8 protein-coding genes are annotated in these 15112 nt (G+C 59.4%); 3 read left to right on the forward strand and 5 right to left on the reverse strand.

What is annotated here, in order from left to right; genetic code table 11:
- Positions 1 to 4 precede the first annotated feature (4 nt).
- The 3 genes from E9954_RS15070 (at position 5) to E9954_RS15080 (ending at position 1971) form a co-directional block, all read left to right on the forward strand.
- The gene (locus E9954_RS15070; RefSeq protein WP_136079967.1) at positions 5 to 463 is read left to right on the forward strand and encodes a DUF302 domain-containing protein; all 459 of its coding nucleotides are present in this window, start codon (positions 5 to 7) and stop codon (positions 461 to 463) included.
- A gap of 9 nt (positions 464 to 472) precedes the next feature.
- Positions 473 to 1291 carry a DUF4405 domain-containing protein gene (locus E9954_RS15075; protein ID WP_136079968.1) on the forward strand — a complete coding sequence of 273 codons (819 nt, stop codon included), beginning with the start codon at positions 473 to 475 and terminating at the stop codon, positions 1289 to 1291.
- A 62-nt stretch (positions 1292 to 1353) separates the two neighbouring features.
- The gene (locus E9954_RS15080; protein WP_136079969.1) at positions 1354 to 1971 is read left to right on the forward strand and encodes a DUF4405 domain-containing protein; all 618 of its coding nucleotides are present in this window, start codon (positions 1354 to 1356) and stop codon (positions 1969 to 1971) included.
- 32 nt (positions 1972 to 2003) lie between these two features.
- On the opposite strand, the gene E9954_RS15085 is transcribed toward E9954_RS15080, so the two are convergent.
- The 5 genes from E9954_RS15085 to E9954_RS15105 form a co-directional block, all read right to left on the reverse strand.
- Complete coding sequence (locus E9954_RS15085) at positions 2004 to 4334, reverse strand: DUF5060 domain-containing protein (protein WP_222847193.1); 2331 nt, start codon at positions 4332 to 4334, stop codon at positions 2004 to 2006.
- Between the two features lie 156 nt (positions 4335 to 4490).
- Positions 4491 to 6305: a DUF5060 domain-containing protein gene (locus E9954_RS15090; protein WP_136079970.1), complete on the reverse strand. Its 1815-nt coding sequence runs from the start codon at positions 6303 to 6305 to the stop codon at positions 4491 to 4493.
- 180 nt (positions 6306 to 6485) lie between these two features.
- Positions 6486 to 8849, reverse strand: a complete 2364-nt coding sequence (locus E9954_RS15095) for a beta strand repeat-containing protein (protein ID WP_136079971.1) — start codon at positions 8847 to 8849, stop codon at positions 6486 to 6488.
- 179 nt (positions 8850 to 9028) lie between these two features.
- On the reverse strand, positions 9029 to 13447 hold the full coding sequence (locus E9954_RS15100; RefSeq protein ID WP_168442285.1) for a M60 family metallopeptidase: 4419 nt from the start codon (positions 13445 to 13447) through the stop codon (positions 9029 to 9031).
- 269 nt (positions 13448 to 13716) lie between these two features.
- Positions 13717 to 15093: an alpha-L-fucosidase gene (locus E9954_RS15105; protein WP_136079973.1), complete on the reverse strand. Its 1377-nt coding sequence runs from the start codon at positions 15091 to 15093 to the stop codon at positions 13717 to 13719.
- Positions 15094 to 15112: the final 19 nt, after the last annotated feature.

Genomic DNA, 15112 nt, shown 5'->3' on the forward strand with positions numbered 1-15112 from the left:
CACCATGAAACAATTCGTATACGGAGCCGTGTTCGGCATCGCCGTCGGGCTCGTTGCCGCAGCGCTGACCATGCCTAAACTCATGCTGAAGGAGGCCGCCAGTCCATTGGGCTATGAAGAGACCATTGAACATATCCAGAAAAAAGTGACGGATGGCGGCTGGAAGGTGTCTGCACTGATGAGATTGGATAAGTCGCTCGCCAAGGAAGGCAAGGACGTGTTGCCGGTCGCCTCGTTCAAGATTTGCCAGCCGGATCACGCCGAGCAGATCTTGCGGGACGACGACGCGCGTTTTCTTTCGGTCATGATGCCCTGCTCCATTGGGGTGTATGAAAAGGCGGACGGCAAAACCTATATCTCGACCATGAACAGCGGCCTGATGGGCCGGTTGTTCGGCGGCACCGCCCAGCAAGTAATGGGAGGCGCCGTTGCGGACGAAACCGCCGAATTCGTGAAGTTTTAAGGAGAGAAAATGACCCTACGCAAGACCACATCGCTGACCACGCTGCTATCGTTCATCCTGCTGCTGTTCACCAGCATCATCCTCTATGTCACCCCGCAGGGGAAAATCGCCTTCTGGGCCAACTGGAAGATGCTGGGGATCGGCAAGGAGGAATGGGGCGCGCTGCACACCAACCTCGGCTTCCTGTTTATTATCGCGGGCATCCTGCACACGGTGCTGAACTGGAAGCCGATCGTGGCCTACATGAAAAACAAGGCGCAACAGCTCAAGGTGTTCACCGGCGACTTTAATCTGGCGCTGGGAATCACACTGGTCATCGTGTTGTTCACCATGTTCGAGCTTCCGCCGATCGTTGGCGTCCAGCGCTTCAACGAAAAGCTGAAGGATGCCGCCGCCAAGGAATACGGCGAACCGCCCTACGGCCATGCCGAGGCCTCGCCGCTCAAGTCGTTCTGCAAGCGCACCGGACTGGATGTGGACGAATCCATCAAGAAGATGGAAGAGCAAGGTCTTGAAGGGGTTTCCGACACAGCCACGCTGGCCCAGATCGCCGAAGCCAATGCCATGACCCCGCAGCAGGTCTACAACCTCATCAAGCCCGCCCCCGTCGCCAAGAGCAATGGCATGCCCGAACATCCCGGAACAGGCTTCGGGCGCAAAACCCTCGGCGACGTTTGCGGAGAATTCAAGCTGGATACCGATGCCATGATCAAGGGCCTGAAGGGCGAAGGCATCGAAGCCGAAGCAACGGCCACCATGAAGGCGATTGCCGAGAAGCACAGCATGGATCCCCACGGCATCTACGAAGTGATGCTTCAGTTGCAATAAGCGCCGGAGGGGATGCTGTTTTTCGAGTTTACGCCATACGGAATACGCAGTAGCTTGCCCCCATGTCGCCGAGAAGAATTACATCGTTAACCGCCCTGCTCTCGTTCATGGCATTGGCATTCACCAGTGTCGTGTCCTATCTTGCCCCGCGCGGCCCCGGCTCCAGCAGCTGGGAAGCGCTGGGCATGGACAAGCACCGCTGGTTTGCCCTGCACACCGATCTCGGCGTCCTGTTCCTGGTCGCCTGCATCGTGCATACGCTCTACAACATCAAGCCGATCATCGCCTACATGAAAAACACGTTCGGGCACTTCCGGCTGTTCACCATCAACTTCAACATTGCCCTGGCCCTGACGTTGTGGATGATCATGAGTTCACTCTTCAGCCTGCCCCCCGTCAGCGCCATCCAGCGCTATAAGGAAAGCCGGGGCAACCGGGAGCGGCACCACCCGGAAGCCGTTGCAGCGGGAAAAGCATCCCTTCCCGCAAACCCGCCGTTTTTCTATAGCCGCAAATCCCTAGGCGGCCTTTGCGAAAAATACCACCTCAACGAGGGGAAGCTCCTCGAACAGCTTGAACGCCTCGGCATCAAGGCCCAGGGGGATTGGTCGATCAAGCGGATCGCCGAGGAAAACGACATGGCCTCCGAATCGGTGTACGAGGCGATCAAAGGGATGTAGGGCACCGCCCAGGCAGCGCCCTGTCCGCACGTTTATTTCCGGACAATCACAACCCAATCCTTGCCGGGATCGGAGGGAGGGAGCCCAAGAGTCTGCATGCGGCCGCCCTTGCACTTCTTGACGCTGCCTTTTTGCAGCGGTCCGCCTTCGCGCGGATTGAACCATTGCACCGCGAACGAACCGGACACCTCCGTAAGATCCAGCGAGGCGCCTTCGGCGTTGCGCAGGTAGGCCACATAGCACTCGCCGGCCTTGGCCAAACAGTATCCGGAGTTGTCGTTGGCCTCGTTCCCGATCAGCGCGTTGGCGTTGGCCATTTCCCAGAACGGAATTTCCTTATCGCGGAAAAAGTCGAGGGCAATGCGGCTGTAGCGCCAGGTCATTTCGCGGCTGCGCCAGTTTTCGGCGAGCAGGTCGTTCTCGGGCAGGCGGTAGCCAAAATAGTATTCGACGCCCGTTCCGCCGGCCATCAGCGTGCCCCAGAGGACTTCGGTGCGAACGTCGTCGACGGAGGGCACTTTCAGCTTTTGCTTGCCCTTCGCGATCTCGACCAAGGCCTCGGCCATGCCGGGCCAGTCGGGATCGGGCGGCGAACCGGCCCCGGCATTGCCCGCCTCGTCGAAGGCCACGATCCAGGGATGTCCGGAAGCCTCGGAGCGGGTAACCCACTTGAGCGTGTCGGTGTGGGTCATTGCCACATCGCTGTTCTGGATCGAAAGTCCGGTCAGCATATCCTTGCGGCCGACAAACCAGCCATAGACCTCGTCCTGCTGGTTCGGGTAGGTGTGCAGCACGAGGTTGTGGCCATAGGGATCGGTTTTACGGATATAGGCGGCCATCGGCTCGAGCTCGTCGAGTTTCTGGGTGTTTTCCTCGCCCATGTTCCAGTTGAGCGCAAGGTTGTGGCCAAAGCGTGCAATCATTTCGCGCAGGTAGGCCTCGCGCTCCTTGCCGAACCGGCCGCCGTCGAGGGCATTCAGCTTGCCCTGCTCGTTCTTGCCGCGCTTGTCGTCGTTCTCGGTTTCCTGCAGCTTGAAATGAAGATACATGCCCTTCGCCGTGCCGTGGTCGAACACGATGCCCCACTGGTCGAGCTTGGAACAGTCGAAGTGCAGTTTGTCGGCACGGGCAACGTGCGGCCAAACGTTGTCGCCATCGCCCCCGGCGTTGTAGGTCAGGAACGAAAACGCATTGGCCCCGGTGGACGAGAGATAGTTGACGGCACCGATCAGGCCCTTGCCCTTTCCGCCTTTCCAGCTGGGATCGCCGGGCGCCCAATCGTTGGCGTGCGCGGAGAAGGTCTTGAGCGGAACCTTCGGTTTGTTGGCGACGGTGTTGTCGAAGTCGGCATAGCCCAGCAGGGTTTCCGGCGCATCGGCCCCGGCCTTGAGGAACCATTCGCCCGAATCCGCGAAACGCAGGTAGCGCCCGCCGACATACTGCAACCGCCCCTTGCCGCGCAAATCGCGTCCGGTCTTGTCGGATTTCCCGACCTCGAACGACCCACCCTTCCCATCAAAGGCCGTACCCTTGAACGAAACCGCGTAGTTCCACTTCCCGGCCTTGTCCGGCGAAAGGTGCGCGCGCCATTTGGTGCCGCACTCGGCGGAGGTTTCGCCGGCATTGCCGTCGGCGGCGAAATAGCCGGGCACCACATATTCCGGCGAACCGGATTCATGGACAAAGGTCACATCCATGCGACGGTCGATGAATGGATTGGGCTGGTTGTCGAGTTCGTGGGCAAAGGGCCCGTCGAGGGTCAGGGTTACCTTGTGCCACGTTTTCAATTCACCGGAAATCTCCACCGCGCCATCCCCATCCGGCCCGCGTTTCCCGTGCAGGGGAACCACAATGGCCCCCGTTTCCGCGTTTGGCGTAGCGGATGCCTTCGCTGCAAGGGAAGCCCCGCCATCCACCGGCGCGAACGCGAGTGCGGCCCAGCGGGCGCGGCTCCACTCCTTGCCGTCGGCCGAGGCAATGAACCCCTTCACCCGCACAATGTCGCCGTCGTTAATCGCGACCTTGCTCCAGCGCCGATGGAAACCGGCTCCCTCTTCGAACGTCTCCTTGCTGGGCGGGCAGACCACTTTGCCCAGGCTTTTCGACTCGACCAGCACCTCGAAGGAGGACTGGCCATCGTTTTCGCCCACCATTTCCAGGACAACATCGTAGGTTCCGTCGCGGTACGGGAAAACGAGGCTGGCCTCGCCGTCCTTATCCTGGTTCGGATTCACGGCCAGCCATTTGCCGCGGTCTTGGTAGAATCCCTTTTCAATGGAGAATTCCGTCGCCTTTATCCGCCCCGACCCGTTTGCGAGTGCAACACCCGCCGCCAGAAGAACAACCAACATGTGCTTAATCATTGTGCAGCCCCTTTCGTGCATAGTTTGAATAGGTACGCGAAAGCATGCCGGGATTAGGCACGCAAATCGATAATTTTTGCGCGACGGATTCAGGACCGCGGGACCGAGGAAAACAACGCAAACGCAGCAACCACTCCCGTCATCGGTTCCCCGTTTCTATTTTTTCCTGATCAACGCCACCCAGTCCTTTGCGGGTTCGGCAGGCGCCGAACCAATGTTGACGGACCGGCCCCCTTTAACCACCGCCGTGGAACCGTCCTGAAGGACGCCGCCATTGCGGGGGTCGAACCACTTAACCGTGTAGTTCCCATTGGCCAGCTCGACCTCAACCGTTCCGCCTTCCGGAACATAGGCCATGTATGCCTCGCCAGGCTTTGCCAGGCAGTAGCCCTTGGAAACAAGCTGATCGTCCGGCGCCATTTCCCAATAGGGAACACCGCTCGCCTTGAAAAATTCAAGCAGGTGGCGGCAGCAGTCCCAGAAGCGGTCGCGCGAGCGGTAGTCCTGGCAGCTCAGGTCGGAGTGCGGCCATTTGTAGCCGAAATACCATTCGACGCCCCAGCCGCCGGCCATGAAGGTTCCCCACAGCGCATTCTTGCGCGCATTGAAATGGTTTACGCCGTCCGGATCCTTTTCATCGGGCGCAAGCGAATAGGATGCGTCGCCCGGCTCGTCGCACGAAACCGCCCAAGGTTTGCCGGCCTTGGCCGATGCCTCGCGGAGTCCAAGCACGGAACCGTGCACCTGGCTGAAATCCGGCTTGCCGGTCTGCAACGAAGGCCCCGTGTATTGGCTATCCGGCCCCAACAGGTCGTCGAACCACTTTCCGTTGTGGATGACCCGGTGGTGGCCATAGGGATCCTGTTCGAACAGGCGCTGGGCGCAGGCCAACCGTTCCGGCGTTTCCTGCGGCGGGGTGCGGATGCTGTCGGGCTTGCCCCACTCGCCGCTCTCTTCGCAGACATTCCAGTTGAGCGCCAGATGGTGGCCGAAACGCGCGATCAGCTCGCGGTAGTAAAGCTTGGTCAAGGCGCCGACCGCCCCGTTGTCGAGCAATCCCTGGTTTTCCCATTCCATCATTTTGAAATGGAGGAAAAGGCCGAGTTGCTGGGCATGGGCGAACACCGTCTCCCACTGGTCGAGCTTCGAGCAGTCGAAACGGTCCCACGTATTGTAGTCCACGTACGGGAACACATTCTGGTCGTCGCCGCCGATGTTCATCGTCAGGAACGAAACGGAGTTGAGTCCCTCGGAGGCGAGGTAGTTCAACGCACCGATGATGGCCTTGCCCTTGCCCTCCTTCCAGCCTGGGTCGCCGGCCTTGAAATCCTTAAGGTGCGCCTCCCAGGTTTTGACCAGTTCATCCTTGTGGCCATCGTGGTGGAAGGTGCCGTCGAACTCGGCATAGGAAAGGAAGTTTTCCGGAGCGTCGGGGCCGATCTTCAGGAAATATTCGCCACTCTCCGCCAGCTTCAGGTAGTGGCCGCCGACATATTGCAGGCGACCGCGCGCCCGGAAGTCGGGATAGCGCTTGTCCGAAGCGGCGATGGAGAACGAGCCCCTTTCGCCATCCATGAACTGGCCGCTTTCGCCGGTCTTCGGCTTGGTGCTGACCGCCGTCCACTTGCCGCGTCGGAAATCAACCGCATAGCTCCACTCGCCGGTTTCGTCGGGCGCAAAGTGGGCGCGCCATTGGTTGCCCTTGGCGGCGGAGGTGTTGCCGGCATTGCCATCGGCCGCGAAATAGCCGGGCACCACATATTCCTTGCCGGACGCCGTATGGGAGAACGTGACATTCAGGCGATAGTTCATGAACGGGTTATAGTCGTCGGATTCCGAGACCTCGGGGCCATCGAAGGTCAGGGTGACCTTGTGCCACTTTTTCAATTCCCCGGAACACTCGGTGCCCGCCAGCACCCCCGACACCGCCAGCAACAGGCCGGCAAATAAAACAACACCTTGTTTACGCATGGAACCTTCCCTTCATGGTTTGGGCTCTCGCCCGTTTCGATAGCTTCCGCAAACCACCCGGTTTTTAGGCGCAACTTTTTCGAAAATGAGCCTTAAAAACTACGCAAAAACAAAAAAAAAGGGCCGGGAAGCGGCAGTGCCTGCCCTTCCCGGCCCATCAAGATGAAGCGTGTGTCTGGTTTATTCCTGCTTTTCGAGGAACACGCCGAGGAAGTCCTGCGTGCCGTCGATCGGAATCGCGTTGGTAGCCGGTGTGATGCCGTCAACGGTGACGCCGTAACCCATGAAGGTGATCCCCGCATTGGTCCAGGTTCCAATCACCAGGTTATTGATTGTTTCGACGTCGTAGGTTACGCCCGGGTTGTCGTTGGTGCGCTCGCCGTAGACCATCGTCAGCCAGTTGGTGGAACCGTCGTCATAGGTGCCGGCCACCGGAACCAGGCCGGTGATCGCGGAGTTGGTCGGGTCGCCGCCGAAGGCGAATTCCTGGAAGTTGTTGTAGCCGTCGTCATCCGTATCGACCAGATCCGAGCCTTTCGGCAGGTCAAAGGTCGAGGCCCACTGGCCGTATTCGGAGGTATCGACACCATCGATCGTGAGCCAAACGGTGTGGTTCGACAGCGAGAGCATCCCCGTTGCGCCGAGGTCGCCGACACTCCCGCCCAGGTCGGCCGCATCCAGCGTTCCAACGATCGACTGGGCAACCAGGATCGGATAAACACCGCTCGCCACCCCATTCTGATCCGTGAAGGTGAAGTCGCTGAATCCGAGGTCGGCGCCCGAGGGGCCATCCATATCGATGGTTCCTCCCAAACCGGAGGAATTGGTGCTGACCACAATCGAATCCTGAGCTGCGCCGAACCCGATCTTCAGTCCGCCCACATTGTCGTCTATCATGCCGCTGAGGTCGAGGTTGCCGCCCTGGATTTTAAGCGAGTTCCACCCACCGGGGTTGCCCGGAGAGAGCGCGCCGCCGGCATTGACCACCACATCGTTGGTCAGCGTTCCGATGCCGCCCAAGGTGCCGCCGGAATTGACCGTCGTCAAACCGGACGGCCCGACATCGGAGTTCCAGACCAACTCGCCCGCATTGACGGTTAGCGAGGCAGGCGGCGTTGTGTATCCGGTCTTTTCGAAACGCTGCGTGCCCAGGCCGCTTTTCACGATATGAATCAAGTTGCTGCCGTTAAAGTTGGCATTGTACGAGTAGTTCTCCCCGTTGGCCACGTCGATGGTCAGGGTCGAGTCGGAACCTCCGTTGTTATGGACTTCCTTGGTGTTGCCACCGCCCAGTGTCAGGCCGCCGATGGTCTGGTTGAAGCCGTTCATTCTGAAATGGCCATTCTTGCCGGAAAATGCGCCGATGGTCAGTAAGCCGTCCGTCGGCAGTGCATTGTCGACTCCCAGCTTCAGGGAGCCACTGCGGATTTTCGTTCCTCCCGTGTAGTCGTTGCCCGTCGAAGTCAGTGTAACCATGTTTGCAAAGTCGTCGTTGCGTCCCACCAGAAACGGGCCTTCCCCGGTAATCGGGCCATTGATGGTGTGCGCTTTTGCGGAGTTGATCACCCCACCGCTGCCTGACAGCGTAATTCCGCGGGTTGCTTCCAGTTCGATTACATTCGTGTCCATCTTCAGCAAACCACCGTTGCGAAGGATAATGTTGTCAGCAACCAAGGTTGCCGGAACTGGCCCCAAAACAGCTGTGTTGTCTATGACAAACTGCGTATCGCCGCCGGAGGTGCCGTTGTCCACGGCAATACCCCCCGTGAACGTGTTATTGGTATTGGACGGCTTGATCCAGATGCCATTCAGATTCTTCGCGACCAGCCTGGCGGTACCGCTAATCGTTCCACTCAGGCCTATCCCGCGAACAAAACGGTTGTCAAAGGTCACTTCATCGCCACCAAGCACCCAGTCGTTGGCCAACCATTGGTTGGAATTGCGCTCTTGGATAAACGTGCTACCTCCGGCCAGCTTGACGGTTTCGAATTGGCCAATGCTGAATATCGCACCGCGAACGGTTGCGGCATCGGCAACGTCCAGCGTTGCCCCGGCAACCGTCCAATTGGCCCCGTTGCCCTTTTCCCCGGTATCGAACAGACCGCCGCCCACAACGGTCAGCGTGTCGCCGCTGGTCATGGAAAGCGCAGTATCGTTCAATGTATCGTTCAGAAACCGAATATTGGCTCCGCCGGTGTTCCAGGTTGCATTGCCGGCAAGGGTGAGGGCCGTGTTGTCGACCAATGCCTTGAGCCACAGCGTGTTGGTGCCTTCGTAGGTCAGGTTGCCAACCGAGACGCCCGCATCAAGATCAACCGTGTAGTTGGCGGCATAATCACCGAAAACTGCGCTGCTGCCATTCACCCAGGTGGTGTTTGGGGCAGAGCCATCGTTATCCCAGTTGCTTGTGACCGTATCCCAAGTGCCTGCTCCGCCATTGCTGATTTGATCGTTATCAGGATCCCAGGTGAGCTGCGCCTGCACGACCGAAGCCTGCAGCAGGACAACCATTGCACTGCATGTAAGTAATTTAACCATTTTCATCCTAACTCCTCATTTTCGTTTTGTTTCGACTCAAAGCACGGAACCAGCCGCCATCACGCCCAGTCCGCTTCCGACCTACAATTGCCTTAACGCCAGTTTCATCATGCGCGTGACATGGAAACCAAAAAAAGATCAGCGGGAAATGGAACCCGTTCCGGGATCACCGCTGCATGAATTATCTACTGCACTTCCAACCGAATATACCGGGTGGTGCCATCGAGCGGGAGCAAGACCTCCACGGTCTCGACGTCCCCGTCGTCCCCAATAACGGTCACGGCCATGTTGTCCGTGCGCCAATCCGGATCGGTCAGGGAGAACGACCAGCTGGTTCCCACGGCATAGCCGCTGTTGAGCCGACGGTTGTATTCGATTCTGAAATTCGAAGCCTCGGCCGTCGGGTTCATTGCCGGGAAATCGGAAACCAAGGGGTCGGTTACCAACGCCCATTCCTGGGCATTGCCGAGATGGTCGCCGTCCGGGTTGCCGGAAGCGGACGTGTCGGTTCCGCCCGGGGCGCCGGCAAAGGCCGTGGCCGCCCAGGCGTCGTAGGCCGTTCCGCCCGCATCCACCAGGACGACATTATCGATGGCCGTATCGGCGGCGTGCCACTGCTCCTGCTTCGAGCGGAAGCGGATCGTCACCTCGGCGTTTCCGGCAAAGGCCGAGAGATCCACCGTTGCGGTCGACCATGGGTCTTCGCTGCTGGTATGCGGATTCGGATTCCCCGATTGGGTCCAGACATTGGACGTCCAAGCGCTTCCGTCGTACACATCGACCGACAAATAGTCGATAAAGGGGCCGTACATGTGATAGTCGAACGTCATTTCCGGAGCGCTCGCCGAGCTGAAATCAAACTCGCACTCCACCGAAGAGGTTTTATAATAGGCGCCGTTGTCGTGGTTTTCCACATACAGGTACCAGCTTCCATCCGAAGCGGCGCTGGGTCCGGTGTTGGCCGTGTCGGTATAGCCGCTGTTGCGTTTCCATTCATGATCGTCGTCCGTCGACTGCACCCACAGCCCAAAGCCGCTCTCGAAGCTTTCGGCATAGGGCAGGGTCGGCAACGCCCCCTCGACGCGGATGTTGTCGATGGCGATGTCGGAGACGTGCCAATATCCCTGCTTGGCGCGGAAACGGATGGTGACCTCGTTGTTGCCGACATAGGAAGACAGATCAACCACCGCGTTCGACCACGCGCTTTCGCTGCTGGCATGCTGCGCGTTCGTGCGGCTCCAGACATCGGAACTCCAAGTGGCACCGTCAAAGATATCGACGGACAAATAATGGACGTTGGCTCCAAACATGTGATAGTCGAAGCTTAGCTCCGCACCGGAAACCGCACTCAAATCAAAAGCGCAATCGATCTGGGCCATCTTGTTATGCCCGTCATAATTATCGTGGGGTTCAATGTACAGATAGGTGTTGCCGTCCGAGGCACCGCTCGGGCCCGTTCCGGCCGTCGGGGTGCCGCCGCTGTTGAGCGTCCAGTCGAAGTCGTCGGCGGTCGATTGCACCCAGGCATCCAGTCCGTTTTCAAAGCTTTCCGCATAGGGCAGCAACACGTTGCCGACCTCGATCGCGATGTTGTCGATGGCCGGGTCGGCCGAGCTATACTGGGTGTTCTTGGTGCGGAAGCGGATGGTGACTTCCGGGTTGCCGGAAAACTCCGTCAGGTCGACGGTGGCGGTGGACCACGGCTCGGAGCTGGCGTTGTGCTGCTTCCCGTTCCTGATCCAGACATCGGTCGTCCAGGCGGTTCCGTTGTGGACATCCACCGCCAGAAAGTCGATGTAGTTGCCATACATGTGGTAGTCGAACGTCAGGGTGGTTTCGCGCCGGGTGCTGAAATCGAACGTGCACTGGAACGAGGCCGTTTTGGCGGAGCCGGGGGCATCGTGCCCTTCGGCATACATGTAGTAGTCGCCGCTGGAAGCGCCATCGGGTCCGGCCGCGGGGGAGAAGGTGCCGCCGCTATGACGCCGCCATTCAAAGTTATCGTCCGTCGCCTGCGCCCAACCGCCGATGCCGTCTTCGAAATCTTCGAAGTGCGGCAGGGTTTCGATCGGGCGGCCGTCCGGAAAATAGGTATCGATAATATCCTGGATGGCGTCCGCCGACTGCTGTCCCAGGGTCGAGGTCCACGTCGTGCGCCATGTGTCATAATTTGCCTGATCCACCGTGCTGACGAGATTGCCCACCGCATTGTCGTGCGTGACAAATTCGGCGGCGCTCATTGGGATGACGGATTTATAGTAGACCAATCGGTCATAGATTGCGGCGGAATGCTTGATGCCTTCGGAGGCCAGCGTGGATTCGATATAGGAGGCATTGTTCGGGTGCACGCCCCAGAAATGGATCAGCGGCAGCAGGTTGGCGCCGGCGGCGCGCGACATGCGGATGATGCGGCTGTCGGGCGGATCGTAGTTCTTGGAATACTCGATCCCGTTTTCATAATCGACCGCGACGGATTTCCAGAAGTCGCCAACGGCATCCCAGCCGAACAGGGCGGCGGTCTCGACATACTTCGCGTAGCCACGGTGCTGGTATTTCATTTCGGTCCCGGTCATGGCATTGCCGTTGCGGAAACTGGAGTGAACCATCCAGTTGATCGCGGCATGCTTGCGGTTCATGGCCCCGCCCCATGTCGAGTTCAGCGAACGGCCGAACGCTTCTTCGAGGGGGACGTTGAGCATCCGGTTGTGCACCGGGACATAGGGCAAGTTGACCGTGGCTTCCACTTCGCCGGAAAACTTGGTGATGGACATCGCATGCCCCAGCTCATGCAGGTGGACATGATTCGCGAACTTCGGCCCGTTGAGATAGTCGTGGTCCTTGTTGCCGCCCGCCGTGGAGGTCGGGGTCCAGGAGTCGTTCGACTGCGGGTAACCGGGGGAATAAGCCCCTGCATCCAGCAAGACATCAATGATGCAATAGAGCACGGTCTTGGGGCGGAGGCGCGGCAGCCCCTGCATATCGGAGACGGCATCCATCGCCAGATCCCAGTTGTTCATCAAGGTGACCGGGTCGTTGTAGGCATAGATCCAGTCGGTGGGGACGGTGAGCATGAACTTGTCGGTTTCGAAGTCCGCCCAGGCGCCGGGATGGCTGCGCTCGGTGGTCTGCCATTCGGTCAGCGTGGTCTGGCGGGCGGCGGAGTTGGAATAGAACGGCGAACGGACGGTGTTCTGGAGTTCGACCGTCACCAGGCCTTCATCGATTCCGTACGGCACCTCGATGTAGATGCCGCCACCGAGCGGGCTGGCGATCTCCGTGGAGGTGGAGTTGATGGCATAGGTCTTGGTTACCCGGTCGAACCGCTTGACCGTGCTTTTGTTGGAGAGGTCGGCCACATGGGCGCCAACACGGATCTCGAAGCCCTTGCCCACCAGCGCCGTCGGCACGGTGACGGTGGCAATGTCGCCCGGCGCCAGGTAGGCACCGGTCGGGCGGCGGGCCGACTCGGTCATGAAATCGACCGGGTAGCCCCACGCATTGGTTTGCGAGGCGTTGATCTGCACCGAATAGACGGCAAGCGGGTCGGACGGCGAAGCCACCGCGCCCGGGAAATAGCTGGAGGATTCAAACATGGCCCCCTCCAACGCACTGCGATGGGTCGTCAGGTTCCAGGTGTTGTAGGCATCGTCGACAATGCCCTGGTACACCTCGAGCATGGCGTGCTTGAGCGCCTTGGCGACGGACGAGGTGTCATCGCGGGTGAAGCTTCCACCGCTGACAAACATGGCCCCCACGTCGGTTTCATAGGCTTTCACCAGATCGAAGGCCTGGACAATGCGTCCGGCGTTATCGCCGACTTTTCCCGCATTGTTGCCGATGGTGGTCGTCAGCGCATTGATTTCGGAAACCGTCAGCGTCCCCGTTCCGTTGATATGCTCCTTCAGCTGGGTCAGTGCGTCGGCCAGTGCATCGCCCGCCGTGCCCGAGCCGAGAATGGCAATGTTGTCGAGCGCCAGGGCCTGCTGGTTGTTGCCGGCATTCGCCACGGTGAACCGGAAAACGGCGCGCTGGCCTTTGGCCAGGGTTTGATCGGCCAGTGCGGAGAGCGACCAGTCGAAATCCTCGTAGTCGTCCACGCTGGCCAAGCCGTTCCCGTTGACCCCGGTCGCCGAATTGATCAGGAAGCCGTCGGCCACCGCCAGGTCGCCGCTGTCGTAGTAGAGCGCGATATCCTGGGGCGAAGAGGTCGCAACGCTGGCGAGGTCGAACACAATACTGTCGAGCGTCACATCGGACGCCGTGTTGTTGATGATGGTGAGAAACATGTTCGGTTTGTCGGTGCGGTGCGAGATGGCCCCATCGGTCGCACTCGTCTCAACCGCAGTCGAACTTCCAAACGTTCCGTCGGTCGAACCCCATGTGCTGCGGGAGCCGTCGCCGCCATGCAGCATGCCCGACACACCGCTCATATATTCGTCCGGCGCCTTGGTGGATGTTTCATATTTATACAAGCCATCGGACGCGCCGAACTCGTGCCAGCCCGCCAGAACCGCGGCCTCAGCCGACGCCCCGCCCATCGCAACAATAAAAACAGCCACGACCACTTGAATCGATGCCTTGGTTTTCGAATTCATCAAACTCATCTGTTTCCTCTTAGATTGGTGCCATAAAACCCCTCTAACGCCGCAAGGGGATTCCGGATGACACCTCATAGACATAAAAATCCGGGGGAATGGAGATAAACGGCGCGATTACTGAAACCATAGACCGCAACGTATGCAGTCCGTTCAATAAAGAAGCCAACCCACCATCGAAAAGAAAGTTGCCAGATCGCGGACATCCCGAGCAAAACGATCGGGGGTTACCATGGTAAACCGCACAGGCGACGCGTCCAGCGGGCGGCCCGCCCTTGTTAGTCGAGTTCCAAAACAATCACCGAGGCGATCGGGTCGGGGGCTTCATCGGGCAGGCTGATCGCCAGGCCCTCCACCGTCTTTTCAATCGGCAGGCTGGCTTTTTTTTCATCCGCGAGCAAATAGGCCCTTGCAACCTTGCGGTCCCCGGCCGGAACCATGAGCCGGGCGTCTTCGGGCCACTGGAAAACATGTGCATAGAGCCGATCCGGCTTGGCGGTATAGCGCCCCCAGGCAGGCATCTCGAAGGGGCTGGCGGTGGTCGCGTAGATCGCCTCGCCGTTGATGTCCATCCAGCGGCCGATTTCCTTCATGCGCGCGATGCTTTGCGGCGGAATCGTTCCATCCGCCTTCGGGCCAACGTTCAACAGATAGTTGCCGCCCTTGGACACAATATCGATGAGGTTTCGAATTAACACCTGGGTGGGTTTCCAGTTGTTATCGTGTTTGTTGAAACCCCAGCCGGTATTCATCGTCATGCAGGTTTCCCAATCGACGCCGTCCACGCCCGTATCGGGAATGTGCTGCTCAGGCGTGGTAAAATCGCCGCGCTCCGGCTTCCACTCCTTCAGGAGGCTGGAATTCCCCCCGACAAAAGCAGCCTTCGCGCTGTAAAGGCGGTCGTTCATGAGTATGTGCGGCTGATGCTTTCGAACCATCGCCATCAGTTCCTTCGCCCGCCAGCTTTCCCCTTGGCAGTCCGGCTTGCTGAAGTCCCACCAGATGACGTCGATGGGGCCGTATCCGGTCACGATCTCCTCCACCTGCCGGTGGAGGTAATCCACATAAACGGAATTATCGCGCCCCTCGTTCGTCACCCCTTTGATGGTCGGCAATCCAAAGCCCGCATAGGACTGCGGGTGGTGCCAGTCGATGATCGAATGGTAGGCGCCGACCTTAAGGCCCTCCGCGCGGGTTGCATCGGCAATCTCCTTGAACAGGTCGCGGCCGCAGGCGTCCTTGGCATCAAAGGTGGTTTCCGCACTGTCGTGAAGCGCGAACCCTTCATGGTGCTTGCTGGTAAACACCAGATACTTGCACCCCGCCATGAGGGCGGTTTGCGCCCATTCCTCGGCAAAACCTTCCTTGGGCCGGAATTGCGGAACCAGCTTCCGCTCGTAGACATCCGCCGGAATGGCGGCCCGCTTCTGAATCCATTCGAGGCCGCCTTTTTTCCAAACCTTCCCGTTCCATTCGCCGGCCGGAATGCTGTACAGCCCCCAGTGGACAAACATTCCGAAACGTGCCTCGCGCCACCACGCCATGCGCGCATCGCGCTCCGCCATGGTCTCAACTCCTGCCGGTGGTTCTTCCGCCAAAACCAGACCGCTCGCCGAACCGAGCAGCACTGCCGCAATCAATAGGTGCATTTTCATCGGGCCATCTCCATTAAGA

This window comes from Pontiella desulfatans (genome assembly GCF_900890425.1).
Classification (GTDB): domain Bacteria; phylum Verrucomicrobiota; class Kiritimatiellia; order Kiritimatiellales; family Pontiellaceae; genus Pontiella; species Pontiella desulfatans.

Excerpts from the sequence above, each read along its gene's own strand:
- E9954_RS15070 (WP_136079967.1), top strand. The coding sequence starts at position 5 with ATGAAACAATTCGTATACGGAGCCGTGTTCGGCATCGCCGTCGGGCTC.
- E9954_RS15075 (WP_136079968.1), top strand. The coding sequence starts at position 473 with ATGACCCTACGCAAGACCACATCGCTGACCACGCTGCTATCGTTCATC.
- E9954_RS15080 (WP_136079969.1), top strand. The coding sequence starts at position 1,354 with ATGTCGCCGAGAAGAATTACATCGTTAACCGCCCTGCTCTCGTTCATG.
- E9954_RS15085 (WP_222847193.1), bottom strand. The coding sequence starts at position 4,334 with ATGATTAAGCACATGTTGGTTGTTCTTCTGGCGGCGGGTGTTGCACTC.
- E9954_RS15090 (WP_136079970.1), bottom strand. The coding sequence starts at position 6,305 with ATGCGTAAACAAGGTGTTGTTTTATTTGCCGGCCTGTTGCTGGCGGTG.
- E9954_RS15095 (WP_136079971.1), bottom strand. The coding sequence starts at position 8,849 with ATGAAAATGGTTAAATTACTTACATGCAGTGCAATGGTTGTCCTGCTG.
- E9954_RS15100 (WP_168442285.1), bottom strand. The coding sequence starts at position 13,447 with ATGAGTTTGATGAATTCGAAAACCAAGGCATCGATTCAAGTGGTCGTG.
- E9954_RS15105 (WP_136079973.1), bottom strand. The coding sequence starts at position 15,093 with ATGAAAATGCACCTATTGATTGCGGCAGTGCTGCTCGGTTCGGCGAGC.